This window comes from Lentzea sp. NBRC 105346 (genome assembly GCF_030269605.1).
Taxonomy (GTDB): Bacteria; Actinomycetota; Actinomycetes; order Mycobacteriales; family Pseudonocardiaceae; genus Lentzea.
The window spans coordinates 243,512-266,219 of record NZ_BSTQ01000005.1 but is presented as its reverse complement, the minus strand read 5'-3'; the positions used below and the strand labels follow the sequence as shown (position 1 = coordinate 266,219).

Below are 22,708 nucleotides of genomic sequence, written 5' to 3'. Positions count from 1 at the left end.
CGTTGCAACACCTGAGTTCAGGGGTTGCAGTGTTCGAGATCCGTGAGGACCGGTCGCCGCAGGGACGTAAGAAGTTGGTGGCGGAACGCCGGCAATATCTTGATCTTGTGGCGAAGGGTGTGGGCACCGCCGAGGCGTGCCGGGTGGTCGGGATCAACCGGCGGACCGGGTACCGGTGGCGGTACGGACGAGCAAGTAAGGCCAAGGCCGGGCGGAAGGCGAACCTGCCTCCCGCCCGGCCTGAGCCGTCCTCGGGCCGGTTCCTGTCGGTCGACGAGCGGATCGTGATCGCCGATGGGCTGCGAGCGGGCCGCTCGCAACGGTCGATCGCGGTCGAGCTGGGCCGCCCGCCGTCCACGATCAGCCGGGAGATCGCCCGCAACTCTCATCCCGGCTCGGGCGATTACCGGCCGCACGCGGCCCAGGACCGGGCCGAGCAGCGGCGCCCACGGCCCAAGATCGGCAAGATCACCGCCTGCCCCGAGTTGCGCGATCTCGTGCAGGGCATGCTGGACGACCGGTGCAGTCCTGAGCAGATCAGCCGTCGGCTGCGCCGCGACCATCCCGACCGGCCGGAGCTGCACGTGACCCACGAGACGATCTACCAGACTCTCTACCTGCAAGGCCGCGGCGAACTACGCCGCGAGCTCGCACGAGCGCTGCGCACCGGCCGCACCATCCGCAAGCCCCGCCGTGCACCAGACCAGCGCCAGCCCCGGTTCACCCACCCGATGATCATGATCAGTGAACGGCCCGCCGAGGCCGAGGACCGCGCCGTCCCCGGCCACTGGGAAGGCGATCTGATCATCGGCGGTGGCGGCACCTCGGCAATCGGCACCCTGGTCGAACGCGCCACCCGCTACGTGCTGCTCGTGCATCTGCCCGAACGTCATGACGCCGAGACCGTCCGCGACGGCCTCATCCACACGATCTCCACCCTGCCCACTCATCTGCGGCAGTCCCTGACCTGGGATCAAGGCTCGGAAATGGGCCGCCACCACGAGTTCAGCGTCGCTACCGGCATGCCCGTCTACTTCTGCGATCCCCACAGCCCCTGGCAGCGCGGTTCCAACGAGAACACCAACGGCCTGCTACGCCAGTACTTCCCCAAAGGCAGCGACCTGTCCGTCCACACCCCCGACGAGCTGGCCGCCGTCGCCGCCCAGCTCAACCGCCGCCCACGCAAAACGCTCGGCTGGGACACCCCAGCCGAGCGCTTGACTAAGCTCCTGACCGAAGCCAGTTGATCACCCGTGTTGCAACGACCCCTGGAATTCGCCTCCCGCTCCGGGGGCCGTTTTGCTTTCGTGTGCGACGCGGTGGCTTCCGTGCGTGGTTGCGTCTGTGTTGACGCGGTGGCTTTCGTGCGCGGGGCTCCGCCCCGGACCCCGGCTCAGCTCAAAGAGGGGGTCCCCTCCGGGCCCTTGTTCCGTAGTGGGTCGCCTTGGGGTGGTGGGCCCCTCCCGTCGCATCGCACCAGAGGCAGCCACATCCGAAACCCCTGGTCAAGCCGAAAAGCGTGGCTTGACCAGGGGTTTCGGATGCGGCAGGGCTTCGCCTGCGATGCGACGGGAGGGGTCCACCACCAGCTGGTTTAGCGCGCTGGCGCGCGGGCTTCGGGACTGCGCGCTGGCTTCGGGACTGCGCGCGAGTTTCGGGACTGTCGGTCCCTCTCGCTAGCCTGGATACGGGGGCAGCTCAGCTCGCCAGCCCGCCGACATACCCCCAGCCGACCGTAGCGCGAGGGTCCGACAACCCCGGCCACCGAGCGGTCCGCCCCGCCGTACGTGCCCGACCTCGCGCGAGTCCCACCCTCCCGCACCCCGAGTCCCACCCTCCCGCACCCCGAGTCCCACCTCGGTGCGCGCGAGTCCTCAGCTCAGCCCCGGCGAGTTGCCCCTTCAGCCCGCGAGTTGCCCCTTCAGCCCCGGCGTGTTCCCCATTCGGCACCCCCGAGTTGCCCGTTCAGCCCAGGTCGCCGGGGCCCCTGCGGCGGGCGCGCGCCAAGGCGCGGGCGCGTTGGACGAGGTCGTCGATCAGGTCGTCGTCGGCCAGCGGCGGCGTTCGGGTGTCGTCCGAGCAGCAAGGAGGCTTCATCCGCTTCTCGGACAGCTTCGGGCGGACACCGGCCATCTCGTACAGCACGTCGTAGAGGTTGCGGCCGGGGTCGTCGTCGTGTGGCCCGACCAGCAGGACCCAGACAGATCTGGGGGAGGGGAACGCCACCACCACGCGGTCAGCACCCCGCAGGTGTTTGACGCATAGGCGTGGCAGGGGTTCTGGGCCGGTGACGCGGTAGCCGAGTGCCGCGCAGCCGGAGTGCGCCAGTTCGTCCAGGAAGCGGTCGTAGGCGACGCGCGCTCGGCCTCTCAGGCCGGCTGCCTGGGTGCTGGCTGTGTGGGTTTCGAAGACTTCGATCAAGGAGAGCGGACCACGCGTCCTTTGCCGTTGCGCATCTCATCCAGCGAGGTGGCAAGGTCGGTGCGGTCTAGTAGCGACTGGTCGCTCAGGCGGCGGTGGACCTCGTCCAGCAGGCCGCGGTTCTTGCCTGCTCGGCGCAGGTCGGAGACCAGGTGGAGTACCTCGTGCAGGCGGACAGTGTCCAGGAGCATGCGGGGTTCCTGGCTGTGGATCTGCAGGACGCCCTCGCGGGCCCACGCCTTCACGGTCTTCTCGGTCAGGTCCAGGAGCTCGCCCGCTACTACCGGGCGGACCGGCGGGGCCTGGCGCAGGGTGCGGTTCACCACGCCTACCAGCTTGTGGCGGCGTTCGTCGTCTGCTGCCATCGACGAAGCTACTTCCTCGATCTCCTCGATCGCGGAGAACAGATCGCGGATCTGAGCGGCCTCGGTTGCAACGGACATGACTCCTCCTCCCGCTGACTACCGATTATCACCCTGTTTTTCGGTAGTCGTCAACGGCCCCGGAGCAGGGTTCCGGGGCCGCGCGGCTAGGTCACGAGGAGAAGAACAGGCCCGCGAGGCCGTGGTGCTTGCGGTGGCCGTAGTGGTAGTGCACGGGCTGGTGGTGGGCGGCACCCCACGCGGGCTGGGCCGGGGCCGGGTAGTGGGCCGCGGGCGGCGGAGGGGGCGGCGGGGCCGCGACCTGGGCCTCGAGGCGCGTGATGGCCTCGAGCTCGCCATAGTCGAGGAAGACCCCACGGCAGCCGTCACACTGCTCGATGTGGACCCCCATGCGGTCGAACGTGCGCATGTTGGCATGACACTTGGGACACTGCATCGCGTGAGCCTCCTGAAAGGGACCGGACAAAAACGATATTAGCCGTGCGCCGACGCCACGATGCGGTCACACGTTTCCAAGAGCGCGTCCTTCGCGTCCGTGTTCATGATGATGGCCCGCGCGGCCATCTGAACGATGAACGCACGAGCTGGGACGTCCAGGATCGCCCATGGTTCCCCTGGCAGCGCGATTCCGCCCGCTGAGCGGTACGCGTCCAGGAAACGTGTCCACAGGTCGGCGGGGAGGATGCCCGCCGCGTACAGCGCCGCCGGGCGCGCCAGGTCCCACACGGGGGCGCCCGCGCCCAGGTCGTCCACGTCGATCAACAGCCACTCGTCGCGGTGCACCAGCTGGCCCAGGTGGTAGTCGCCGTGGATCAGCGAACTGCCTGGCAGCTCCAGCGGCGGCAACGTCGCGAACGCCCTCAGCACCAGGTCCGCGCCCGGCGCCTCCGGCGGTAGCGCGTGTACCGCGCGCAGGATCCGGTCGTGCGCCGTGGACGGCAGCCCGTCGAACGGGATGGCGTGCAGCCGCGCCAGCAGCGTGGCGCTCTCCTCCCACGGCGCCCGGTCCGGGTCCGCCTGGCTCACCGGTGTGCCATACGGCCACAACGTCACCGGCCGGCCGTCGATCTCCACCGGCTCCGGCGAGATCGGCGGCAGCATCAGGCCCGGCAGGTCCGCCGCGATCCGCATGCGGGCCGCCAGCGCCTCGACGTCCGTGCCCTCCGCGTGCGCCTTCGCCACCACGTCGCCGACACGCACGACGACCACGTCGTCGTGCGTGCCCAGCACCTCGGGCTCGGCCTGCGACCCGGTGAGGGCCGCCATGGCGGCGACGAGGCTCATCTGGTGATGCAGATCGTCAACGTCGGCCGCGAGTACGTCTGCGGCTCGTCGCTTCCGCACACCGCCGGGTCGTTCTTGCCGTCGACGACCTTGGACACCTTCCGGGCCGAACCGCCGCACGCCGTCCGCTGATACGTGTTCGAGTCGACCGCGTTGAGGCAGTCGCCCTGCTTCACGTTGAGCACGAAGCACTGGCGCGTCTTGCGCTCGGTCTTCTTGTTGCGGATCGACGTGTCCTCGACGTAGTCGCCGCGCGGGCACGACGGGCTGCGCCCGCTCACCGTGTCGACGAGCCTGTACATCGCCTCCGGTTTCGAACAGTCCACTTTCGACAGTTCGTACCGGTTGCGGGACATGTCCTTCACCTCGGCGCAGTCGCCGACGCTCGGCGTGCTGGTCCACACGCCGCACCCGCTCAGGAGCAACGCGACGGCGACGGCGACGGCGATCCTCATGGCTTCACCATGCAGATCGTCTTAGCAGGCTTCGAGTACGTGTAGGCCTCGAGACCGCCCGAACAGAGCGTGTCGTCCGCCTTGCCCTCGACGACTTTCGCGACCTTCAGCTCGGCCGACGCGCAGGGCACCCGCTCGCTCAGGGTGTTGTTCGCGTACTTGTGCGCTTTGAGGCAGTCGCCTTCCTTCACGTTCAACGTGTAGCAGGTCAACGTGTCGGTCCTGCTCTTGCGGGAACCGGTGTCGCGGGTCGTCTTGTAGTCGCCGTCCGGACACTTCGGCGACCGGGCGGTGACGGTGTCGGCGACGTAGTACATCGCCTCCGACGAGCCGCAGTCGGCCTGCACGAGCTCGACCTTGCCGTGATCCTTTTCCTTGGCCTCGGCGCACTCGCCCACGTCCGGGGTCGAGGTCGCGATGAAGTAGATCATCACGCCGACGCCGGCGAGGACCACCGTCGCGACGATGATCCCCAGCCGGGTCACTTTGGGCTTCTTGCCGACCGGGTGCGGCTGTTGGTACTGCTGGTGCCACTGGGCAGGAACCGACACGTCATCTCTCCGGTCAGATGGACAGCTTGCGGTCGACTTCGGACGCGTCCGGTGCTTCGTCGGTCATCATGCCGATGACGTCCGGGCCACCCTCCACGGCATTCGTGCCGAGCGTGGTACCGGCAGCGCCCAAGGCGTCCTTTCCGAACGCCTGAGCGGATCCCTTCCAGCCACCGGGACCGACCCCTGGGCCGCCCCTGAAGGTGTTCATGGCGTCCTTGCCGGCGAACTTCTCGGCGGCGTTGCGCCACCACTTGGGGCCCGCGAGCTTGCCGGAGAGCACCTTGAACACCCGGCCGATCTTCTGCAGGATCTGCGTCACCTTCTGCACGATCTTCGCGACCCGTGAGGTCGTGACGCCGACCTCGACCGCGGTGGCGCCCGCCGCCGCGACCTCGGAGGCTCCGCAGGTCGGGACAGCGGCGGCCTGTGCCGCCAGCCACGTGATGATCAACCACTCGATCAGTGAAGCGATGAGGTCCATGACCAGGTCGTAGGCCGTCTTCATCAGCGCCTTGCTGCCGTTGAGCAGCGCAACGATGCTCTCGGCCTCGCCGCCGGTCTCCATGATGCCCTCGGCGAACTCGCTCAACCGCTCGCGGCTCGCGCCAGACGCCTCGCCGTGCCAGGACTGCAGGCCCGTCTCGACCGTGTCGGCGAACTTCTCGCCCATCGCCTTCAGGTCCTTGGCCACTTGCTCGAACTTCTCGGCGGCGTTGCCGAGCTCCTCCTCGTCGCCGGTGACGAGCTTCAGGGCGTCGTCCAGCGGCTTGATCAGATCGATGAGGAACCCGAGCCCGAAGGTGAGCAGCGTGTGGAGCGGGTCCTGGATGAACTCCGCCACCGGGATGTCGGAGATGAAGCCCTTGATGTCGCTGACGGCCTCCTTCACCTCGGCCGGATCGCCGCTGGTCAGGTTGCCGAGTGCCTTCCAGGCCTTGGTGCCGTCCTCGTAGAGGCTGCTTTCCTGCAGGGTGCCCAGGAAGCCTTCGCCCTTGAGGATGCCGTCGCCGCCGTCCTCACTGGTCCAGTAGTTGTCCTCGCGGGCTTCCTGCTCGTTCTTGACCTTCTTCTCTTCGTCGTCCGCCACGTCAGCCACCCACCTTCGGCGGCGCTGCCGCGCCGGTCAGCTGCTGACCGATCTGGTCGAGTGCGCCCTTCACGGCGTCGTCGATGTCCCGATAGTGCTCGCCGGTGAGCGACAACCGGTCGCCGACCTTCTCCATGTTCTCGACCATCTTCTCCATGTGGTCCATGAAGGCGGTGGTCAGCTCCACGTAGTCGGAGTACGTCAGCGCCTGACCCAGGAGGCCCCACGACTGCTCCGGCACGATCGCGGACTCCGCGACGCCTTTGATGGTCTTCGCCTGGTCGGCCAAGGCACTGACCGACTTGCCGCACGTGATGATCTCTTGTGCGTTCACACCGAAACTCATTGCTGTTCCCCCAGGAATCTCAGCGCAGGATCGAGCCGCCGAAGTCGTCATCGTCGTCCACCGGTGGCCGCTGCGGCCGCGCCGGCCGAGGCGGGGGCGGAGGCGGCGGCTGCATCCGCTGACCCGGCTGAGGTGGCTGAGGCGGCATCGGCGGACGTTGCGGGTACTGCGGACGGGCCTGCTGCAGGATCGAGCCGCCCGCGGGGGCCGGCGGGGGAGGCGGCGGCAGCTCGGGAGCCGGGCCGAAGATCTCCTCCTGGACCTTGTTCACCCGTGCGGCGATGTCGATCTGGTCACCCGCGAACCGCTGCACCACCTCGGCGGACTGGCGGGCCGCCTGCGCGACGGCCTGCTGCAGGGTCGTCATGACCGTGCGGCCCAGCGCCTGCGGCGACATGCGCATGGCCTCGGGGCGGAACTCGACGTTGATGATCGAGCCGCCGGGACCCGCTACGACGGTGATCGCTCTGTCGGGTGACGTTGCCGCCGTCCGCAGTTGTGCGATCTCTTCTTTCATGTTCTGGTACCCGGCGAGGCGCTGCTCGGCCTTGCGGCCGGCTTCCTCGACGGCGTCCACGCGTGGGTCTGACAACTCCGGCGCCCTTTGGTAGATCTTGGAATGGCGGCTCCTGTCTACTGCATTCGGCGGGTGCCCACCCCGGTTTTGACCGGGTAGACGTGGGCGGGTATCTTTGCTACTCGTGCCCGACCCATGTCGGGCCGCTCTGCGTGCCCGTGCTGCCCTGCTTTACCACGAGGTGAACAGGGTGCGAGGCCGCAGTGTCCTCCACTCGCAGGGACATTCAGGTGTTTCCTGCGGACCTTGGGAACGGGCGACACGCCCGACCTCGGGTGCAGAGAGGGATCAAGAAAGACAGCAGGTCCGCCGCGAGGTGGACCGCCAGACGGAAGAAGCAACCGGCGCATGCCAACGATCCAGCAGCTGGTCCGCAAGGGCCGCCAGGACAAGGTGGCCAAGCAGAAGACGGCGGCCCTCAAGGGGTCTCCGCAGCGACGCGGTGTGTGCACCCGCGTCTACACCACCACGCCCAAGAAGCCGAACTCCGCCCTCCGCAAGGTCGCTCGCGTGAAGCTGACCAGCGGCATCGAGGTCACGGCCTACATCCCCGGTGAGGGCCACAACCTCCAGGAGCACTCGATGGTGCTCGTGCGCGGCGGTCGTGTGAAGGACCTGCCGGGTGTTCGCTACAAGATCATCCGCGGCTCGCTCGACACCCAGGGTGTCAAGAACCGCAAGCAGGCTCGCAGCCGCTACGGCGCGAAGAAGGAGAAGAGCTGATGCCCCGCAAGGGACCGGCCCCCAGGCGGCCGCTGATCTCCGACCCGGTCTACAGCTCGCCGCTGGTGACCCAGCTCATCAACAAGGTGCTGGTCGACGGCAAGCGCTCCGTGGCGGAGAAGATCGTCTACGAAGCCCTCGAGGGTGCTCGCGAGAAGACCGGTACCGACCCGGTCGTCACGCTGAAGCGCGCTCTGGACAACGTCAAGCCCGCGCTCGAGGTCAAGAGCCGCCGCGTCGGTGGTGCGACCTACCAGGTTCCCGTCGAGGTCAAGCCTGGCCGTGCCACCACGCTGGCGCTGCGCTGGCTGATCACCTTCTCCCGGCAGCGCCGTGAGAAGACGATGGTCGAGCGTCTGATGAACGAGCTGCTCGACGCGAGCAACGGTCTCGGCGCGAGCGTCAAGCGCCGCGAGGACACGCACAAGATGGCCGAGTCCAACAAGGCCTTCGCCCACTACCGCTGGTGATGTGTCGCCCGGTCCCGACGAGGGACCGGGCCCTCCCGGCCCTAGTGAGCTGACAAGCTCAAGACAGGGGAAAGACCCGTGGCACAGGACGTGCTCACTGATCTTGCCAAGGTCCGCAACATCGGGATCATGGCCCACATCGACGCGGGCAAGACCACGACGACTGAGCGGATCCTCTTCTACACGGGGATCAGCTACAAGATCGGCGAGGTCCACGACGGCGCTGCCGTGATGGACTGGATGGAGCAGGAGCAGGAGCGCGGCATCACCATCACGTCGGCCGCGACGACCTGCTACTGGAAGAACCACCAGATCAACCTGATCGACACGCCCGGCCACGTCGACTTCACCGTCGAGGTCGAGCGCAACCTGCGCGTCCTCGACGGCGCCGTTGCCGTCTTCGACGGCAAGGAGGGCGTCGAGCCGCAGTCCGAGCAGGTCTGGCGGCAGGCGACCAAGTACGACGTCCCGCGCATCTGCTTCGTCAACAAGATGGACAAGCTGGGCGCGGACTTCTACTTCACCATCCGCACCATCTCCGAGCGCCTCGGCGCAAAGCCGCTCCCGATCCAGATTCCGATCGGTGCCGAGAGCGACTTCATCGGCGTCGTCGACCTGATCGAGATGCGCGCTCTGACGTGGCGTGGTGAGGTCCAGAAGGGCGAGGACTACGCCATCGAGGAGATCCCCGCGGATCTCGTCGACAAGGCGCAGGAGTTCCGCGAGGGGCTGCTCGAGGCCGTCGCCGAGACCGACGATGCGCTGATGGAGAAGTTCCTCGAGGAGGGCGACCTCACCGTCGAGGAGATCAAGGCCGGCGTTCGCAAGATCGTCGCCGAGGGCTCCGCGTACCCGGTGCTGTGCGGTTCCGCGTTCAAGAACAAGGGCGTGCAGCCCATGCTCGACGCGGTGATCGACTTCCTGCCGTCGCCGTTGGACCTCCCGCCGGTCGAGGGCACGCTGCAGGACGGCGAGACGGTCGCGACCCGCAAGGCGTCGTCCGACGAGCCGTTCTCCGCGCTGGCGTTCAAGATCGCCGTGCACCCGTTCTTCGGCAAGCTGACCTACATCCGGGTCTACTCGGGCAAGGTCGCCTCCGGCACCCAGGTCATCAACGCGACCAAGGACCGCAAGGAGCGCATCGGGAAGATCTTCCAGATGCACGCCAACAAGGAGAACCCGGTCACCGAGGCGATCGCGGGCCACATCTACGCCGTGATCGGTCTGAAGGACACGACCACCGGTGAGACGCTCGCCGACCCGCAGCACCCGATCGTGCTCGAGTCGATGACGTTCCCGGAGCCGGTCATCCAGGTGGCGATCGAGCCCAAGACAAAGGCCGACCAGGAGAAGCTGGGCACCGCGATCCAGAAGCTCGCCGAGGAGGACCCGACGTTCCGGGTCAACCTCGACGAGGAGACCGGCCAGACGATCATCGCCGGCATGGGCGAGCTCCACCTGGACATCCTGGTGGACCGCATGCGCCGCGAGTTCAAGGTCGAGGCCAACATCGGTAAGCCTCAGGTGGCCTACCGGGAGACCATCCGCCGTGCGGTGGAGAAGTACTCCTACACCCACAAGAAGCAGACCGGTGGTTCCGGCCAGTTCGCGAAGGTGCTCATCACGGTCGAGCCCCTCGAGAAGAACGAGGACGGCGCGCTCTACGAGTTCGTCAACGCGGTGACCGGTGGTCGCATCCCGCGGGAGTACATCCCGTCGGTCGACGCCGGTGCCCAGGACGCCATGCAGTACGGCGTGCTGGCGGGCTACCCGCTGGTCGGCGTGAAGGTGACGCTGCTCGACGGTGCCTACCACGAGGTCGACTCGTCCGAAATGGCCTTCAAGATCGCCGGCTCCATGGCGCTGAAGGAAGCCGCGAAGCAGGCTTCCCCGGCGATCCTCGAGCCGATCATGGCCGTCGAGGTCACGACGCCCGAGGACTACATGGGTGACGTGATCGGCGACCTGAACTCCCGCCGCGGCCAGATCCAGGCCATGGAGGAGCGCAGCGGTACCCGTGTCGTCAAGGCGCTGGTTCCGCTGTCGGAAATGTTCGGGTACGTGGGTGACCTGCGGTCCAAGACCCAGGGTCGTGCCAACTACTCGATGGTGTTCGACTCCTACGCCGAGGTTCCCGCGAACGTCGCGAAGGAGATCATCGCGAAGGCGACTGGGGAGTAACCCCACACCGGAGCACCGCAGTTCCACCGCGGGCTCTCCGGGGGTTTCCCTGGGGTCCGCATTTTCCGACCCTGACGTGTAAGTCCGGCGGGCGATCCACTAGCCCACCGGACCAGCAAAGAAGAAGTCCAGGAGGACAATCCAGTGGCGAAGGCGAAGTTCGAGCGGACGAAGCCGCACGTCAACATCGGCACCATCGGTCACATCGACCATGGCAAGACCACGCTGACCGCGGCGATCTCCAAGGTTCTGCACGACGCGTACCCCGATGTGAACGCTTCGTTCGCGTTCGACCAGATCGACAAGGCGCCGGAAGAGAAGCAGCGCGGTATCACGATCTCGATCGCTCACATCGAGTACCAGACCGAGAACCGTCACTACGCGCACGTTGACTGCCCCGGTCACGCCGACTACATCAAGAACATGATCACCGGTGCGGCGCAGATGGACGGCGCCATCCTGGTGGTCGCGGCGACCGACGGTCCGATGCCGCAGACCAAGGAGCACGTCCTCCTGGCCCGCCAGGTCGGCGTTCCCTACATCGTGGTGGCCCTGAACAAGGCCGACATGGTGGACGACGAGGAGATCCTGGAGCTCGTCGAGCTCGAGGTCCGCGAGCTGCTCTCCGAGTACGAGTTCCCCGGCGACGACCTGCCGGTCGTCCGCGTCTCCGCGCTGAAGGCGCTGGAGGGCGACGAGACCTGGGGCAAGTCCGTGCTCGAGCTCATGGCCGCCGTTGACTCGGCGATCCCGGAGCCGGCCCGTGACACCGACAAGGCGTTCCTCATGCCCGTCGAGGACGTCTTCACGATCACCGGCCGCGGCACCGTCGTGACCGGTCGTATCGAGCGCGGCATCGTCAAGGTCAACGAAGAGGTCGAGATCGTCGGCATCAAGGAGCAGTCGCGCAAGACGACTGTCACCTCGATCGAGATGTTCAAGAAGTTCCTCGACGAGGGCCAGGCCGGCGACAACGCCGCTCTGCTGCTCCGCGGCATCAAGCGCGAGGAGGTGGAGCGCGGCATGGTCATCGTCAAGCCGGGCACCACGACCCCGCACACCGAGTTCGAGGCTCAGGTCTACATCCTGTCCAAGGACGAGGGTGGCCGCCACACGCCGTTCTTCAACAACTACCGTCCGCAGTTCTACTTCCGCACCACGGACGTGACCGGCGTTGTGACGCTGCCCGAGGGCACCGAGATGGTCATGCCGGGTGACACCACCGGTATGACGGTCAAGCTGATCCAGCCGATCGCCATGGACGAGGGCCTCCGCTTCGCGATCCGCGAGGGTGGCCGTACGGTCGGCGCCGGCTCGGTCACCAAGATCATCAAGTGATCTAGCTCTAACTTCACCACCCCGATTTGGAGCGCCTCACGCACGTGTGGCATCCTTAACGGGTTGCTCGACGGGACGGCCGATTCTGTTCCTTGGATTCGGCCGTCCCGCTACGAGCGGTCCGCGCCCTGTTAGTGAACGTCCCGATTTGCGGGCGGGCATCAGGGTGCAAGGGCATTTAGAACGGCCCATCCCACCGGGGAGACCTTGAGTGGGACCGGTATGTGCATCGGGCGCGACACGCCCGACCGCGTGGACCGGGCACCGTGACACTTAAACAGGGGCGGAGCGCGCCAAGGACCACCTGGTCCTGTCCAGGCACCGCACCGCAGCGGTACGAGAAGCAGAGGAACGGCAAGCCATCATGGCGGGACAGAAGATCCGCATCCGGCTCAAGGCCTACGACCACGAGGCGATCGACGCGTCCGCGCGCAAGATCGTTGAGACCGTGACGCGCACCGGCGCTCGGGTCGTCGGGCCAGTGCCGCTGCCCACCGAGAAGAACGTGTACTGCGTCATCCGCTCGCCGCACAAGTACAAGGACTCGCGCGAGCACTTCGAGATGCGCACGCACAAGCGGCTCATCGACATCCTCGACCCGACGCCGAAGACGGTTGACGCGCTCATGCGCATCGACCTGCCGGCCAGCGTCGACGTCAACATCCAGTAAGCGTTGGGCGCGGAGAGTAACGAGACCAATGTCTGACAGGCAGATGAAGGGCATCCTGGGCACCAAGCTCGGCATGACTCAGGTCTTCGACGAGAACAACCGGATCGTTCCGGTGACCGTCGTCAAGGCTGAGCCCAATGTCGTCACCCAGGTTCGCACCGAAGAGAAGGACGGCTACGCAGCCGTTCAGCTGGCGACCGGCGCGATCGACCCGCGCAAGGTCAACAAGCCCGTCACGGGCCACTTCGCCAAGGCCGGGGTCACGCCCCGTCGCCACCTGGTGGAGCTGCGCACGACGGACGCCGGCGAGTACACGGTCGGCCAGGAGATCACCGCTGAGGTGTTCGAGGCCGGCGCTGTTGTCGACATCACCGGCACCAGCAAGGGCAAGGGCACCGCGGGTGTCATGAAGCGCCACGGCTTCGGTGGTCTGGGTGCCAGCCACGGCACGCAGCGCAAGCACCGCTCGCCCGGTTCCATCGGTGGCTGCGCCACGCCCGGCCGCGTGTTCAAGGGCCTGCGCATGGCGGGTCGCATGGGCCACGTGCGCGTCACGACCCAGAACCTGAAGGTGCACAAGATCGACGCCGAGAACGGCCTGCTGCTCATCAAGGGCGCCGTCCCCGGCCCCAAGGGCGGTCTGGTGTTCGTCAAGACGGCTGCGAAGGGTGGTGCCTGATGACCACGGTTGACATCCGCACCCCGGACGGCAAGAGCGCGGGCTCGGTCGAGCTTCCCGCCTCCGTCTTCGACGCGCAGGCCAACGTGGCGCTGCTGCACCAGGTCGTCGTGGCCCAGCTGGCCGCGGCTCGCCAGGGCACGCACGCCACGAAGACCCGCGGCATGGTTTCCGGCGGTGGCAAGAAGCCGTACCGCCAGAAGGGCACCGGCCGCGCCCGTCAGGGCTCGACCCGTGCGCCGCAGTTCGCCGGCGGTGGCACCGTCCACGGCCCGCAGCCGCGCAACTACGAGCAGCGGACCCCGAAGAAGATGAAGGCCGCGGCTCTCCGTGGCGCTCTCTCGGACCGTGCTCGCGCCGGCCAGGTGCACGTGGTGTCCGGCCTGGTGGACGGGGACACCCCGTCGACCAAGACGGCCCGCAAGGTGATCGAGTCGGTCACGCAGGCCAAGCGCATTCTCGTGGTGCTCAACCGCACCGACGAGGTCGCGTGGGTCAGCGTGCGCAACCTGGCGCACGTGCACGTGATCGCCCCCGACCAGCTCAACACCTACGACGTGCTGGTCAACGACGACGTGGTGTTCACCAAGGACTCGCTCGACGTGTTCCTGGCGAGCAAGGCGCAGCATGGCGCCGGCTCCGCCGAGGCCACGGCGACTGTGGTGGACGAGGAGGCCTCGAAGTGATCCCCGACCACAGGGACATCCTGCTCGCCCCGGTGATCTCCGAGAAGTCCTACGGGCTGCTCGAGGAGAACAAGTACACCTTCATGGTGGCTCCGGGCGCGAACAAGACCCAGATCAAGATCGCCGTGGAGAAGGTCTTCGGCGTCAAGGTCGTCAGCGTCAACACCATCAACCGGCAGGGCAAGCGCAAGCGCACCCGCACCGGGTTCGGTAAGCGCAAGGACACGAAGCGCGCGATCGTGACTCTGTCCTCGGACAGCAAGCCGATCGAGATCTTCGGCGGCCCGGCCGCCTGATGACGAGGACTGCGTAGAGATGGGCATTCGCAAGTACAAGCCGACGACTCCCGGTCGTCGCGGTGCGAGCGTCTCCGACTTCGCCGAGATCACTCGGTCGACGCCGGAGAAGTCGCTGATCCGCCCGCTGCACGGCCGTGGCGGCCGCAACGCTTCGGGCAAGATCACCACGCGGCACAAGGGTGGCGGTCACAAGCGGGCTTACCGCTTGATCGACTTCCGTCGCAACGACAAGGACGGTATTCCGGCCAAGGTCGCTCACATCGAGTACGACCCCAACCGGACCGCGCGCATCGCGCTGCTGCACTACGCGGACGGCGAGAAGCGCTACATCATCGCTCCGGAGAAGCTGCGTCAGGGCGACACGGTTGAGAACGGCCCCAAGGCCGACATCAAGCCGGGTAACAACCTGCCGCTGCGCAACATCCCGGTCGGTACGGTCATCCACGCGATCGAGCTCCGCCCCGGCGGTGGCGCCAAGATCGCCCGCTCCGCGGGTGTGAGCGTCCAGCTCGTCGCGAAGGACGGCCCGTACGCCCAGCTGCGTCTCCCCTCGGGCGAGATCCGCAACGTGGACGTGCGCTGCCGCGCGACCGTCGGCACGATCGGCAACTCCGAGCACGCCAACATCAACTGGGGCAAGGCCGGCCGCATGCGGTGGAAGGGCAAGAAGCCCACCGTCCGCGGTGTCGCCATGAACCCGGTCGACCACCCGCACGGTGGTGGTGAGGGCAAGACCTCCGGTGGTCGCCACCCGGTCAACCCGGCTGGTAAGCCCGAGGGTCGTACTCGCCGCCGCAAGCCAAGCGACAAGCTCATCGTCCGGCGTCGTCGCACCGGTAAGAAGCGCTGAGCAGGGAGGGAGTGAAGGATGCCTCGCAGCCTTAAGAAGGGCCCCTTCGTGGACGACCACCTGCTCAAGAAGGTGGACGTTCTCAACGAGTCGGGCAAGAAGACCGTCATCAAGACGTGGTCCCGCCGGTCCACGATCATCCCGGACATGCTGGGTCACACCATTGCGGTGCACGACGGCCGCAAGCATGTCCCGGTGTTCGTGACCGAGGCCATGGTCGGGCACAAGCTGGGCGAGTTCGCCCCGACCCGCACCTTCAAGGGCCACATCAAGGACGACCGTAAGTCTCGTCGCCGCTAAGGCGCCGAACTAGAGAAGAGCAAGGGAAAGCAGCGATGAACGCCCGTAAGGACGCTGAGGCAGCGGAGTTTCCGCGCGCCGTGGCTCGGGCTCGCTACGTTCGCGACACGCCCATGAAGGTGCGCCGCGTCGTCGAGCTCATCAGGGGTCGTAACGCCAGCGAGGCCCTGGCCGTGCTCCAGTTCGCGCCCCAGGCCGCCTCTGAGCCGGTCGCGAAGGTGCTCGCCAGCGCCATGGCCAACGCCGAGAACAACCTGTCCCTGGACCCCGACACCCTCTGGGTTTCGGCGGCCTACGTGGACGAGGGTCCGACCCTCAAGCGTTTCCGCCCGCGTGCCCAGGGCCGCGCGTACCGGATCCGCAAGCGGACGTCCCACATCACCATCGAGGTGGAGTCGCGTCCGAAGAAGACCAGCGCGAAGGGAACCCGGTAGTGGGCCAGAAGATCAACCCGCACGGCTTCCGGCTGGGGATCACCACCGACTGGAAGTCCCGCTGGTACGCAGACAAGCAGTACGCCGAGTACGTGGCTGAGGACGTCAAGATCCGCAAGCTGCTCTCGCGCGGCATGGAGCGTGCCGGTATCTCCAAGGTGGAGATCGAGCGCACCCGTGACCGGGTTCGCGTCGACATCCACACCGCCCGGCCGGGCATCGTCATCGGCCGTCGCGGTGCCGAGGCGGACCGCATCCGCGGTGAGCTGGAGAAGCTCACCAAGAAGCAGGTCCAGCTGAACATCCTCGAGGTCAAGAACGCCGAGGCGGACGCGCAGCTCGTGGCACAGGGTGTCGCCGAGCAGCTGTCGAACCGCGTGGCGTTCCGCCGCGCGATGCGCAAGGCCATCCAGTCGGCGATGCGTTCGCCGCAGGTCAAGGGCATCCGCGTGCAGTGCGGTGGCCGCCTGGGCGGCGCCGAGATGTCCCGCTCGGAGCACTACCGCGACGGCCGCGTGCCGCTGCACACGCTCCGCGCCGACATCGACTACGGCTTCTTCGAGGCCCGCACCACGTTCGGCCGGATCGGCGTGAAGGTGTGGATCTACAAGGGTGACGTGGTCGGTGGCATCTCCGCCAAGCGCGAGCGTGACGCGGCTCCGGCCGCCGACCGCGCGCCGCGCCGCGACCGTGGCGAGCGTCCGAACCGGGCCCGTCGCTCGGGTGCCAGCGGCACCACCGCGACGAGCACCGAGGCCGGTCGTGCCGCAGCTGACGCCAACGCGTCCAGCGAGGCCCCGGCTGCTGCAGAGAAGACGGAGAGCTGAGTCATGCTCATCCCGCGCAGGGTCAAGCACCGCAAGCAGCACCACCCGAAGCGGTCGGGTGCTGCCAAGGGCGGCACGAGGGTCACCTTTGGTGAGTACGGCATCCAGGCTCTGGAGCCGGCCTACGTGACGAACCGGCAGATCGAGTCCGCTCGTATCGCCATCACTCGCCACATCCGCCGTGGCGGCAAGGTCTGGATCAACATCTTCCCGGACCGTCCGCTGACGAAGAAGCCGGCCGAGACCCGCATGGGTTCCGGTAAGGGTTCGCCGGAGTGGTGGGTGGCCAACGTCAAGCCGGGTCGCGTCCTCTTCGAGATGGCCTTCCCGAACGAGCAGGTTGCTCGCGAGGCGCTCCGCCGCGCGATCCACAAGCTCCCGATGAAGTGCCGCATCGTTACGCGTGAGGGTGGTGAGTTCTGATGGCAGCGGGTACCACCGCTTCCGAGCTGCGTGAGCTCACCGAGGAAGAGCTCGTGCTGCGTCTGAAGGAGTCGAAGGAAGAGCTCTTCAACCTTCGCTTCCAGATGGCCACGGGTCAGCTCGACAACAACCGGCGTCTGCGCACGGTCCGGCACGACATCGCCCGGATCTACACCGTGATGCGGGAGCGGGAGCTCGGTCTCTCCGCTTCGCCGGACGCGGTTTCCACTGGTGAGGGTGCGGCATGACCGAAAGCAACGAAGTTCAGAGCGAGAAGCGCAACTACCGCAAGGTCCGTGAGGGCCTCGTCGTGTCCGACAAGATGGACAAGACGATCGTGGTCGCGCTCGAGGACCGCAAGAAGCACCCGCGCTACTCCAAGGTCATGCGCTCCACCACCAAGGTGAAGGTGCACGACGAGGAGAACGCCGCCGGTGTCGGCGACCGCGTGCTGCTCATGGAGACCCGGCCGCTGTCGGCGACCAAGCGCTGGCGGCTCGTCGAGATCCTCGAGAAGGCCAAGTAAACCTCTAAACAGACCGAGCCCGTCGGGTCGGAAATCCGGCGGGCCAGGAATGGTCAGGAGCAAGTAAGTGATCCAGCAGGAGTCGCGGCTTCGTGTCGCCGACAACACTGGTGCGAAGGAGATCCTTTGCATCCGTGTTCTCGGTGGCTCCGGCCGCCGCTACGCGGGCATCGGCGACATCATCGTCGCGACCGTCAAGGACGCGATCCCCGGTGCCGGCGTGAAGAAGGGTGACGTCGTCAAGGCGGTCGTCGTCCGCACGGTGAAGGAGCGCCGTCGTCCCGACGGTTCCTACATCCGGTTCGACGAGAACGCCGCGGTGCTCATCAAGAACGACAACGAGCCGCGTGGTACCCGCATCTTCGGCCCGGTCGGCCGTGAGCTGCGCGACAAGAAGTTCATGAAGATCATCTCGCTGGCACCGGAGGTGCTCTGACCATGAAGGTGAAGAAGGGCGACACGGTCGTCGTCATCGCCGGCAAGGACAAGGGCGCCAAGGGCAAGGTCATCCAGGCCTACCCGGAGACCGGCAAGGTCCTGGTCGAGGGCGTCAACCGGATCAAGAAGCACACCCGGATCACGCAGACCCAGCGGGGCGCGCAGTCCGGCGGCATCGTGACCCAGGAAGCCCCGATCAACGTCTCCAACGTGATGGTGGTCGACTCGGACGGCAAGCCGACCCGAGTGGGTTACCGGACGAACGACGAGGGCAAGCGGGTCCGCATTTCCCGTCGTAACGGGAAGGACATCTGAGCATGACTACCGCAGAGAAGATCGTGCCGCGGCTGAAGACTCGCTACCGCGAGGAGATCACCGGCAAGCTGAACGAGCAGTTCAACTACGCCAACGTGATGCAGATCCCCGGCGTCGTGAAGGTCGTCGTCAACATGGGTGTCGGCGACGCCGCCCGTGACGGCAAGCTGATCGAGGGTGCCGTCAAGGACCTCTCGATCATCACCGGTCAGCGTCCCGAGGTCCGCAAGGCCCGCAAGTCCATCGCGCAGTTCAAGCTGCGTGAGGGCATGCCGATCGGCGCGCGCGTCACGCTGCGCGGCGACCGCATGTGGGAGTTCCTGGACCGCCTGCTGACCATCGCGCTGCCCCGTATCCGCGACTTCCGCGGCCTGTCGGGCAAGCAGTTCGACGGTAACGGCAACTACACGTTCGGTCTGAACGAGCAGTCGATGTTCCACGAGATCGACCCGGACTCGATCGACCGTCCGCGCGGCATGGACATCACCGTCGTCACCACCGCCACGAACGACGAGGAGGGCCGGGCGCTGCTGAAGCTCCTGGGCTTCCCGTTCAAGGAGAACTGAGTCGATGGCCAAGAAGGCGTTGATCAACAAGGCCGCGAAGAAGCCGAAGTTCAAGGTCCGGGGTTACACCCGGTGCCAGCGCTGCGGGCGCCCGCACTCGGTCTTCCGCAAGTTCGGCCTCTGCCGGATCTGCCTGCGCGAGATGGCTCACCGCGGTGAGCTGCCGGGCGTCAGCAAGTCCAGCTGGTAATAGCAAGAATTCCACTTCGCTGTAGGCCCGCACACGACCGACCTGCCTGTCAGGTCCGGACCCTGAGCTGGGGAACCGCAGCGAGAAAGGTTGACCAGGTCACCATGACGATGACCGACCCGATCGCAGACATGTTGACGCGTCTGCGGAACGCGAACTCGGCTTACCACGACAAGGTCGTGATGCCGCACTCCAAGTTGAAGGCCAACATCGCCGAGATCCTCAAGCGGGAGGGCTACATCGCCTCTTACCGCGACGAGCAGGGCGACGTTGCCAAGAACCTGGTCATCGAGCTGAAGTACGGCCCGAACCGGGAGCGCAGCATCGCGGGCCTGCGCCGGGTGTCCAAGCCCGGTCTGCGTGTGTACGCGAAGTCGACCAACCTGCCGAAGGTTCTCGGCGGTCTCGGCGTTGCGATCATTTCGACCTCTGGTGGTCTCATGACCGACCGCCAGGCCAACAAGTCTGGCGTGGGCGGAGAAGTCCTCGCCTACGTCTGGTAAGGAAGGGGGACTAGGCATGTCGCGCATCGGAAAGATGGCGATCGTCGTCCCCGCCGGGGTCGACGTGAACATCGCTGGTCAGGACATCAGCGTCAAGGGCCCGAAGGGCACCTTGAGCCTGGCCATCGCTGAGCCGATCTTCGTCGAGAAGGCGGAGGACGGCACCCTCGAGGTCAAGCGCCCGAACGACGAGCGTCGCAGCCGCGCGCTCCACGGCCTGTCGCGCACGCTGGTGCACAACATGGTCGTCGGCGTGACCCAGGGTTACGAGAAGAAGATGGAAATCCACGGCGTCGGTTACCGCGTGGCGCTCAAGGGCTCGTCCCTGGAGTTCGCGCTCGGTTACAGCCACCCGGTGAAGGTCGACGCCCCCGAGGGCATCACCTTCGCGGTGGAGACCCCCACCCGGTTCTCCGTCTCCGGCATCGACAAGCAGTTGGTCGGCGAGGTCGCCGCCAACATCCGCAAGCTGCGCAAGCCCGACCCGTACAAGGGCAAGGGCGTGCGTTACGCGGGCGAGAAGATCCGCCGCAAGGTCGGAAAGACGGGTAAGTGACATGAGCGAGACTGCAACCAAGCGCAAGCCTGTGGGCAAGGACATCTCGACCACTCGCCGTATCGCCAAGGCCCGTCGCCACTTCCGCCTTCGCAAGAAGGTCAACGGCACCGCCGAGCGTCCGCGCCTGGTCGTGCACCGGTCGTCGAAGCACATCACCGTGCAGATCATCGACGACCTGAAGGGGCACACCCTCGCGTCGGCCTCCTCCATGGAGGCGGACGTGCGTGCGCTGGACGGCGACAAGAAGGCCCGCGCGGCCAAGGTCGGCCAGCTGGCCGCGGCCCGCGCCAAGGACGCCGGCATCACGGCGGTCGTGTTCGACCGCGGTGGCAACGCGTACCACGGCCGGATCGCCGCGCTGGCGGACGCCGCTCGCGAGGCGGGGCTGGAGTTCTGACAATGATGATCACTGGAATTGAGAGGGACGCCTGATGCCAGGACGCACGCGTCGCGAAGGCGGCGGGGGCGAGCGCGGAGAGCGCCGCGACCGTCGTGACGGCGGCCGCGGCGGCGCGGCCCAGGAGAAGACCCCCCACCTCGAGCGCGTGGTTGCGATCAACCGTGTCTCCAAGGTGGTCAAGGGTGGTCGTCGCTTCAGCTTCACCGCGCTCGTGGTCGTGGGTGACGGCGACGGCATGGTCGGCGTCGGCTACGGCAAGGCCAAGGAAGTTCCGGCCGCCATCGCCAAGGGTGTCGAGGAGGCGAAGAAGAACTTCTTCCGCGTGCCTCGCATCGCCGGCACCATCCCGCACCCGGTGCAGGGTGAGAAGGCCGCTGGTGTGGTGCTGCTCCGTCCGGCCTCGGCCGGTACGGGTGTCATCGCGGGTGGCGCTGTCCGCGCCGTCCTCGAGTGCGCCGGCGTGCACGACGTGCTGTCGAAGTCCCTGGGCTCCGACAACGCGATCAACATCGTGCACGCGACCGTGGCTGCCCTGAAGGGCCTGCAGCGTCCGGAGGAGGTCGCGGCTCGCCGTGGCCTGCCGCTGGAGGACGTTGCCCCCGCCGGCATGATCCGCGCTCGCGCGGGCCAGGGGGCGTGACATGGCGCTGAAGATCACCCAGGTTCGCAGCACCATCGGCACCAAGCACAACCACCGCGAGTCGATGCGCACCCTCGGGCTGCGCAAGATCCGCCAGTCGGTTGTGCGTGAGGACACCCCCCAGGTCCGCGGCCTGATCCACGCCGTGCGCCACCTGGTGGAGGTCGAGGAGGTCCAGTCGTGACCATCAAGATTCACGACCTTCGGCCCGCCCCCGGCGCCAAGACCGCCAAGACCCGCGTTGGTCGTGGTGAGGGCTCCAAGGGCAAGACGGCCGGCCGCGGTACCAAGGGCACCGGCGCGCGGAAGAACGTTTCGCCGCGCTTCGAAGGTGGCCAGATGCCGCTGCACATGCGGCTGCCGAAGCTCAAGGGCTTCCGCAACCCGTTCCGCACCGAGTACCAGGTTGTCAACGTCGGCGACATCGCTGCTGCCTTCCCTGAGGGTGGGGCTGTCGACATCGCGGCTTTGGTGCTGGCTGGGCTGGTCCGTAAGGGCTCGCCGGTCAAGGTGCTGGGGGACGGTGACATCGCCGGCGTGAAGCTGGACGTCGTCGCCAACAAGTTCTCCGGTTCGGCTGTGGAGAAGATCGCCGGCGTTGGTGGCACCACCACCGTGCTCTGATCTCTTCATCTGAGAAGGGCCCTGGAGCTTTGCGCTCCAGGGCCTTTCTGCTTGCTCGCGTTGTGCGTTGCTTTGGGGGGACGCGGCGGCTCCCATAGTGGGTCGCTAGTGCGACGCGCTGACTTTCCTTGGCTGCCGGTTGGGTGCGTGGTTGCGCCTTGGCTGCCGGTTTCGTGCGTGGTGCGTTTCCTGCTCGGGGCTCCGCCCCGGACCCCGGCTCAGCTCAAAGAGGGGCCCTCCCTGGGGTCCGGTTTCGTAGTGGGTTGCGTTGGGGTGGTGTGCCCCTCCCGTCGCATCGCACCTGAGGCAGCCACATCCGAGACCCCAGCTCAAGCGAAAAGCGTGCTTGACCTGGGGTCTCGGATGCGGCAGGGCTTCGCCTGCGATGCGACGGGAGGGGCCCACCACCTGGTGGTTTGTTGCGCTGGCGCGCTGCGTGGGGCTCGCTTCGCATCGCGAGTCCTACCTTCCGGCCCCCTGTGTCTTACGCTCCCGCACCCGGAGTCCTGTCTTTGTGCGCGCGAGTCGCCCCCCTCAGCCCCCGCGTGTCGTACGTTCCCGCCCTCTGAGTCGTACGTTCCCGACCCCCGAGCTGTACGTTCGCGCACCCCTCGCCCGACCTCTGCGCGAGTCCTCAACTCGGCCCCGGCGAGTCGGCCGTTCAGCCCCGCGTGTTCCCCATTCGCCACCCTGAGTGGGCCTTTCGCACCCCGCGACCAGCGGGCGAATCGGGCAATTCGGGGCCTGTTCGCGCCTAGCGAAATGGCTGGGTGTGGAGGCTGCGCGAGACAGTCTCTGGGCCGTTCGGGCTAACAGACTGTTGAGGATCAACGGTCTGCAACCTGTGATTGGCGGCTGGGTACGAAGACCTGGGCTGGGACTGTTAAAGTCGCGGGCTGAACCCGGATGTCCTCCGGGTCGCTCGGTCGTGGCTACCTACCTCGATCGCCATCTACCGCA

Annotated in this window: 35 protein-coding genes; 26 read left to right on the top strand and 9 right to left on the bottom strand. The window is 67.0% G+C overall.

All coding sequences use genetic code 11. The features are described from left to right. The first annotated feature begins 29 nt into the window (after positions 1 to 29). On the top strand, positions 30 to 1,247 hold the full coding sequence (locus tag QSK35_RS13385; RefSeq protein WP_352243787.1) for an IS30 family transposase: 1,218 nt from the start codon (positions 30 to 32) through the stop codon (positions 1,245 to 1,247). 718 nt (positions 1,248 to 1,965) lie between these two features. Here QSK35_RS13385 and QSK35_RS13380 read toward each other — a convergent pair. The 9 genes from QSK35_RS13380 to QSK35_RS13340 form a co-directional block, all read right to left on the bottom strand. Continuing rightward, the gene (locus QSK35_RS13380; RefSeq protein ID WP_285745771.1) at positions 1,966 to 2,421 is read right to left on the bottom strand and encodes a hypothetical protein; all 456 of its coding nucleotides are present in this window, start codon (positions 2,419 to 2,421) and stop codon (positions 1,966 to 1,968) included. Beyond that, positions 2,418 to 2,864, bottom strand: a complete 447-nt coding sequence (locus QSK35_RS13375; protein ID WP_285745770.1) for a hypothetical protein — start codon at positions 2,862 to 2,864, stop codon at positions 2,418 to 2,420. The genes QSK35_RS13380 and QSK35_RS13375 overlap by 4 nt, the downstream gene beginning before the upstream one ends. Positions 2,865 to 2,955: 91 nt before the next feature. Further along, positions 2,956 to 3,240, bottom strand: coding sequence for a TFIIB-type zinc ribbon-containing protein (locus QSK35_RS13370; RefSeq protein ID WP_285745768.1), 285 nt, complete (start codon positions 3,238 to 3,240; stop codon positions 2,956 to 2,958). Between the two features lie 38 nt (positions 3,241 to 3,278). Further along, positions 3,279 to 4,088, bottom strand: coding sequence for a phosphotransferase family protein (locus tag QSK35_RS13365; RefSeq protein WP_285745767.1), 810 nt, complete (start codon positions 4,086 to 4,088; stop codon positions 3,279 to 3,281). Continuing rightward, the gene (locus QSK35_RS13360; protein WP_285745766.1) at positions 4,085 to 4,543 is read right to left on the bottom strand and encodes an LppU/SCO3897 family protein; all 459 of its coding nucleotides are present in this window, start codon (positions 4,541 to 4,543) and stop codon (positions 4,085 to 4,087) included. Before QSK35_RS13360 ends, QSK35_RS13365 begins: the two co-directional genes overlap by 4 nt. After that, positions 4,540 to 5,094, bottom strand: a complete 555-nt coding sequence (locus tag QSK35_RS13355; protein ID WP_285745764.1) for an LppU/SCO3897 family protein — start codon at positions 5,092 to 5,094, stop codon at positions 4,540 to 4,542. Before QSK35_RS13355 ends, QSK35_RS13360 begins: the two co-directional genes overlap by 4 nt. Positions 5,095 to 5,107: 13 nt before the next feature. Then, on the bottom strand, positions 5,108 to 6,184 hold the full coding sequence (locus tag QSK35_RS13350; RefSeq protein WP_285745762.1) for a WXG100 family type VII secretion target: 1,077 nt from the start codon (positions 6,182 to 6,184) through the stop codon (positions 5,108 to 5,110). A 1-nt stretch (position 6,185) separates the two neighbouring features. Then, complete coding sequence (locus QSK35_RS13345) at positions 6,186 to 6,530, bottom strand: hypothetical protein (RefSeq protein ID WP_285745760.1); 345 nt, start codon at positions 6,528 to 6,530, stop codon at positions 6,186 to 6,188. A 19-nt stretch (positions 6,531 to 6,549) separates the two neighbouring features. Further along, positions 6,550 to 7,122 carry a YbaB/EbfC family nucleoid-associated protein gene (locus QSK35_RS13340; protein ID WP_285745759.1) on the bottom strand — a complete coding sequence of 191 codons (573 nt, stop codon included), beginning with the start codon at positions 7,120 to 7,122 and terminating at the stop codon, positions 6,550 to 6,552. A 333-nt stretch (positions 7,123 to 7,455) separates the two neighbouring features. Here QSK35_RS13340 and rpsL point away from each other — a divergent pair, with 333 nt between their 5' ends. The 25 genes from rpsL to rplO all read left to right on the top strand — a co-directional run bounded on the left by rpsL (position 7,456) and on the right by rplO (position 21,748). Beyond that, on the top strand, positions 7,456 to 7,830 hold the full coding sequence (gene rpsL, locus QSK35_RS13335; RefSeq protein ID WP_030473471.1) for a 30S ribosomal protein S12: 375 nt from the start codon (positions 7,456 to 7,458) through the stop codon (positions 7,828 to 7,830). Beyond that, positions 7,830 to 8,300, top strand: coding sequence for a 30S ribosomal protein S7 (rpsG, locus tag QSK35_RS13330; protein WP_285745757.1), 471 nt, complete (start codon positions 7,830 to 7,832; stop codon positions 8,298 to 8,300). Before rpsL ends, rpsG begins: the two co-directional genes overlap by 1 nt. A 78-nt stretch (positions 8,301 to 8,378) precedes the next feature. Further along, positions 8,379 to 10,481 carry an elongation factor G gene (gene fusA / locus QSK35_RS13325; RefSeq protein WP_285745756.1) on the top strand — a complete coding sequence of 701 codons (2,103 nt, stop codon included), beginning with the start codon at positions 8,379 to 8,381 and terminating at the stop codon, positions 10,479 to 10,481. 144 nt (positions 10,482 to 10,625) lie between these two features. Next, a complete protein-coding gene (gene tuf, locus QSK35_RS13320; protein WP_285745754.1) occupies positions 10,626 to 11,819 on the top strand; it encodes an elongation factor Tu in 1,194 nt (397 codons plus the stop codon). 364 nt (positions 11,820 to 12,183) lie between these two features. Then, complete coding sequence (gene rpsJ / locus QSK35_RS13315) at positions 12,184 to 12,489, top strand: 30S ribosomal protein S10 (RefSeq protein WP_003938093.1); 306 nt, start codon at positions 12,184 to 12,186, stop codon at positions 12,487 to 12,489. A 28-nt stretch (positions 12,490 to 12,517) separates the two neighbouring features. Beyond that, a complete protein-coding gene (rplC, locus tag QSK35_RS13310; protein WP_285745752.1) occupies positions 12,518 to 13,168 on the top strand; it encodes a 50S ribosomal protein L3 in 651 nt (216 codons plus the stop codon). Continuing rightward, positions 13,168 to 13,854, top strand: coding sequence for a 50S ribosomal protein L4 (gene rplD / locus QSK35_RS13305; RefSeq protein WP_502881648.1), 687 nt, complete (start codon positions 13,168 to 13,170; stop codon positions 13,852 to 13,854). Before rplC ends, rplD begins: the two co-directional genes overlap by 1 nt. Continuing rightward, positions 13,851 to 14,150 (top strand): 50S ribosomal protein L23, encoded by a 300-nt coding sequence (gene rplW, locus QSK35_RS13300; protein WP_285745750.1) that lies wholly within the window; start codon positions 13,851 to 13,853, stop codon positions 14,148 to 14,150. Before rplD ends, rplW begins: the two co-directional genes overlap by 4 nt. A gap of 19 nt (positions 14,151 to 14,169) precedes the next feature. Then, entirely contained in the window at positions 14,170 to 15,003 is an 834-nt protein-coding gene (rplB, locus tag QSK35_RS13295) for a 50S ribosomal protein L2 (RefSeq protein ID WP_285745748.1), read from the top strand. Between the two features lie 18 nt (positions 15,004 to 15,021). Next, positions 15,022 to 15,303, top strand: coding sequence for a 30S ribosomal protein S19 (gene rpsS / locus QSK35_RS13290; protein WP_015105260.1), 282 nt, complete (start codon positions 15,022 to 15,024; stop codon positions 15,301 to 15,303). 35 nt (positions 15,304 to 15,338) lie between these two features. Further along, positions 15,339 to 15,737: a 50S ribosomal protein L22 gene (rplV, locus tag QSK35_RS13285; protein ID WP_285745747.1), complete on the top strand. Its 399-nt coding sequence runs from the start codon at positions 15,339 to 15,341 to the stop codon at positions 15,735 to 15,737. Further along, entirely contained in the window at positions 15,737 to 16,564 is an 828-nt protein-coding gene (gene rpsC, locus QSK35_RS13280) for a 30S ribosomal protein S3 (RefSeq protein WP_285745746.1), read from the top strand. The genes rplV and rpsC overlap by 1 nt, the downstream gene beginning before the upstream one ends. Positions 16,565 to 16,567: 3 nt before the next feature. Then, positions 16,568 to 16,987 carry a 50S ribosomal protein L16 gene (gene rplP, locus QSK35_RS13275; protein ID WP_285745744.1) on the top strand — a complete coding sequence of 140 codons (420 nt, stop codon included), beginning with the start codon at positions 16,568 to 16,570 and terminating at the stop codon, positions 16,985 to 16,987. After that, entirely contained in the window at positions 16,987 to 17,235 is a 249-nt protein-coding gene (rpmC, locus tag QSK35_RS13270; RefSeq protein WP_285745742.1) for a 50S ribosomal protein L29, read from the top strand. The genes rplP and rpmC overlap by 1 nt, the downstream gene beginning before the upstream one ends. After that, entirely contained in the window at positions 17,232 to 17,513 is a 282-nt protein-coding gene (rpsQ, locus tag QSK35_RS13265; RefSeq protein WP_285745740.1) for a 30S ribosomal protein S17, read from the top strand. The genes rpmC and rpsQ overlap by 4 nt, the downstream gene beginning before the upstream one ends. Before the next feature lie 67 nt (positions 17,514 to 17,580). Further along, complete coding sequence (gene rplN / locus QSK35_RS13260; protein WP_089949053.1) at positions 17,581 to 17,949, top strand: 50S ribosomal protein L14; 369 nt, start codon at positions 17,581 to 17,583, stop codon at positions 17,947 to 17,949. 2 nt (positions 17,950 to 17,951) lie between these two features. Then, on the top strand, positions 17,952 to 18,266 hold the full coding sequence (rplX, locus tag QSK35_RS13255) for a 50S ribosomal protein L24 (RefSeq protein WP_030473457.1): 315 nt from the start codon (positions 17,952 to 17,954) through the stop codon (positions 18,264 to 18,266). 2 nt (positions 18,267 to 18,268) lie between these two features. After that, complete coding sequence (gene rplE, locus QSK35_RS13250; RefSeq protein ID WP_285745737.1) at positions 18,269 to 18,832, top strand: 50S ribosomal protein L5; 564 nt, start codon at positions 18,269 to 18,271, stop codon at positions 18,830 to 18,832. Positions 18,833 to 18,836: 4 nt separating this feature from the next. Beyond that, positions 18,837 to 19,022 (top strand): type Z 30S ribosomal protein S14, encoded by a 186-nt coding sequence (locus QSK35_RS13245; protein ID WP_121224918.1) that lies wholly within the window; start codon positions 18,837 to 18,839, stop codon positions 19,020 to 19,022. 104 nt (positions 19,023 to 19,126) lie between these two features. Continuing rightward, positions 19,127 to 19,525 carry a 30S ribosomal protein S8 gene (gene rpsH / locus QSK35_RS13240; RefSeq protein WP_033428586.1) on the top strand — a complete coding sequence of 133 codons (399 nt, stop codon included), beginning with the start codon at positions 19,127 to 19,129 and terminating at the stop codon, positions 19,523 to 19,525. A 16-nt stretch (positions 19,526 to 19,541) separates the two neighbouring features. Then, positions 19,542 to 20,081 carry a 50S ribosomal protein L6 gene (rplF, locus tag QSK35_RS13235; RefSeq protein WP_285745731.1) on the top strand — a complete coding sequence of 180 codons (540 nt, stop codon included), beginning with the start codon at positions 19,542 to 19,544 and terminating at the stop codon, positions 20,079 to 20,081. A 1-nt stretch (position 20,082) separates the two neighbouring features. Continuing rightward, a complete protein-coding gene (rplR, locus tag QSK35_RS13230) occupies positions 20,083 to 20,481 on the top strand; it encodes a 50S ribosomal protein L18 (RefSeq protein ID WP_285745729.1) in 399 nt (132 codons plus the stop codon). 34 nt (positions 20,482 to 20,515) lie between these two features. After that, a complete protein-coding gene (rpsE, locus tag QSK35_RS13225) occupies positions 20,516 to 21,124 on the top strand; it encodes a 30S ribosomal protein S5 (protein WP_285745727.1) in 609 nt (202 codons plus the stop codon). A gap of 1 nt (position 21,125) precedes the next feature. Beyond that, on the top strand, positions 21,126 to 21,308 hold the full coding sequence (gene rpmD, locus QSK35_RS13220) for a 50S ribosomal protein L30 (protein ID WP_189259764.1): 183 nt from the start codon (positions 21,126 to 21,128) through the stop codon (positions 21,306 to 21,308). Then, a complete protein-coding gene (gene rplO, locus QSK35_RS13215) occupies positions 21,305 to 21,748 on the top strand; it encodes a 50S ribosomal protein L15 (protein ID WP_285745725.1) in 444 nt (147 codons plus the stop codon). The genes rpmD and rplO overlap by 4 nt, the downstream gene beginning before the upstream one ends. Positions 21,749 to 22,708: the final 960 nt, after the last annotated feature.

Coding starts and splice junctions, on each gene's coding strand:
- QSK35_RS13375 (WP_285745770.1), bottom strand. CDS start 2,864: ATGTCCGTTGCAACCGAGGCCGCTCAGATCCGCGATCTGTTCTCCGCG.
- QSK35_RS13370 (WP_285745768.1), bottom strand. CDS start 3,240: ATGCAGTGTCCCAAGTGTCATGCCAACATGCGCACGTTCGACCGCATG.
- QSK35_RS13365 (WP_285745767.1), bottom strand. CDS start 4,088: ATGAGCCTCGTCGCCGCCATGGCGGCCCTCACCGGGTCGCAGGCCGAG.
- QSK35_RS13360 (WP_285745766.1), bottom strand. CDS start 4,543: ATGAGGATCGCCGTCGCCGTCGCCGTCGCGTTGCTCCTGAGCGGGTGC.
- QSK35_RS13345 (WP_285745760.1), bottom strand. CDS start 6,530: ATGAGTTTCGGTGTGAACGCACAAGAGATCATCACGTGCGGCAAGTCG.
- rpsL (WP_030473471.1), top strand. CDS start 7,456: ATGCCAACGATCCAGCAGCTGGTCCGCAAGGGCCGCCAGGACAAGGTG.
- rpsG (WP_285745757.1), top strand. CDS start 7,830: ATGCCCCGCAAGGGACCGGCCCCCAGGCGGCCGCTGATCTCCGACCCG.
- rpsJ (WP_003938093.1), top strand. CDS start 12,184: ATGGCGGGACAGAAGATCCGCATCCGGCTCAAGGCCTACGACCACGAG.
- rplC (WP_285745752.1), top strand. CDS start 12,518: ATGTCTGACAGGCAGATGAAGGGCATCCTGGGCACCAAGCTCGGCATG.
- rplD (WP_502881648.1), top strand. CDS start 13,168: ATGACCACGGTTGACATCCGCACCCCGGACGGCAAGAGCGCGGGCTCG.
- rplB (WP_285745748.1), top strand. CDS start 14,170: ATGGGCATTCGCAAGTACAAGCCGACGACTCCCGGTCGTCGCGGTGCG.
- rpsS (WP_015105260.1), top strand. CDS start 15,022: ATGCCTCGCAGCCTTAAGAAGGGCCCCTTCGTGGACGACCACCTGCTC.
- rplV (WP_285745747.1), top strand. CDS start 15,339: ATGAACGCCCGTAAGGACGCTGAGGCAGCGGAGTTTCCGCGCGCCGTG.
- rplP (WP_285745744.1), top strand. CDS start 16,568: ATGCTCATCCCGCGCAGGGTCAAGCACCGCAAGCAGCACCACCCGAAG.
- rpmC (WP_285745742.1), top strand. CDS start 16,987: ATGGCAGCGGGTACCACCGCTTCCGAGCTGCGTGAGCTCACCGAGGAA.
- rpsQ (WP_285745740.1), top strand. CDS start 17,232: ATGACCGAAAGCAACGAAGTTCAGAGCGAGAAGCGCAACTACCGCAAG.
- rplX (WP_030473457.1), top strand. CDS start 17,952: ATGAAGGTGAAGAAGGGCGACACGGTCGTCGTCATCGCCGGCAAGGAC.
- rplE (WP_285745737.1), top strand. CDS start 18,269: ATGACTACCGCAGAGAAGATCGTGCCGCGGCTGAAGACTCGCTACCGC.
- QSK35_RS13245 (WP_121224918.1), top strand. CDS start 18,837: ATGGCCAAGAAGGCGTTGATCAACAAGGCCGCGAAGAAGCCGAAGTTC.
- rpsH (WP_033428586.1), top strand. CDS start 19,127: ATGACGATGACCGACCCGATCGCAGACATGTTGACGCGTCTGCGGAAC.
- rplF (WP_285745731.1), top strand. CDS start 19,542: ATGTCGCGCATCGGAAAGATGGCGATCGTCGTCCCCGCCGGGGTCGAC.
- rplR (WP_285745729.1), top strand. CDS start 20,083: ATGAGCGAGACTGCAACCAAGCGCAAGCCTGTGGGCAAGGACATCTCG.
- rpsE (WP_285745727.1), top strand. CDS start 20,516: ATGCCAGGACGCACGCGTCGCGAAGGCGGCGGGGGCGAGCGCGGAGAG.
- rpmD (WP_189259764.1), top strand. CDS start 21,126: ATGGCGCTGAAGATCACCCAGGTTCGCAGCACCATCGGCACCAAGCAC.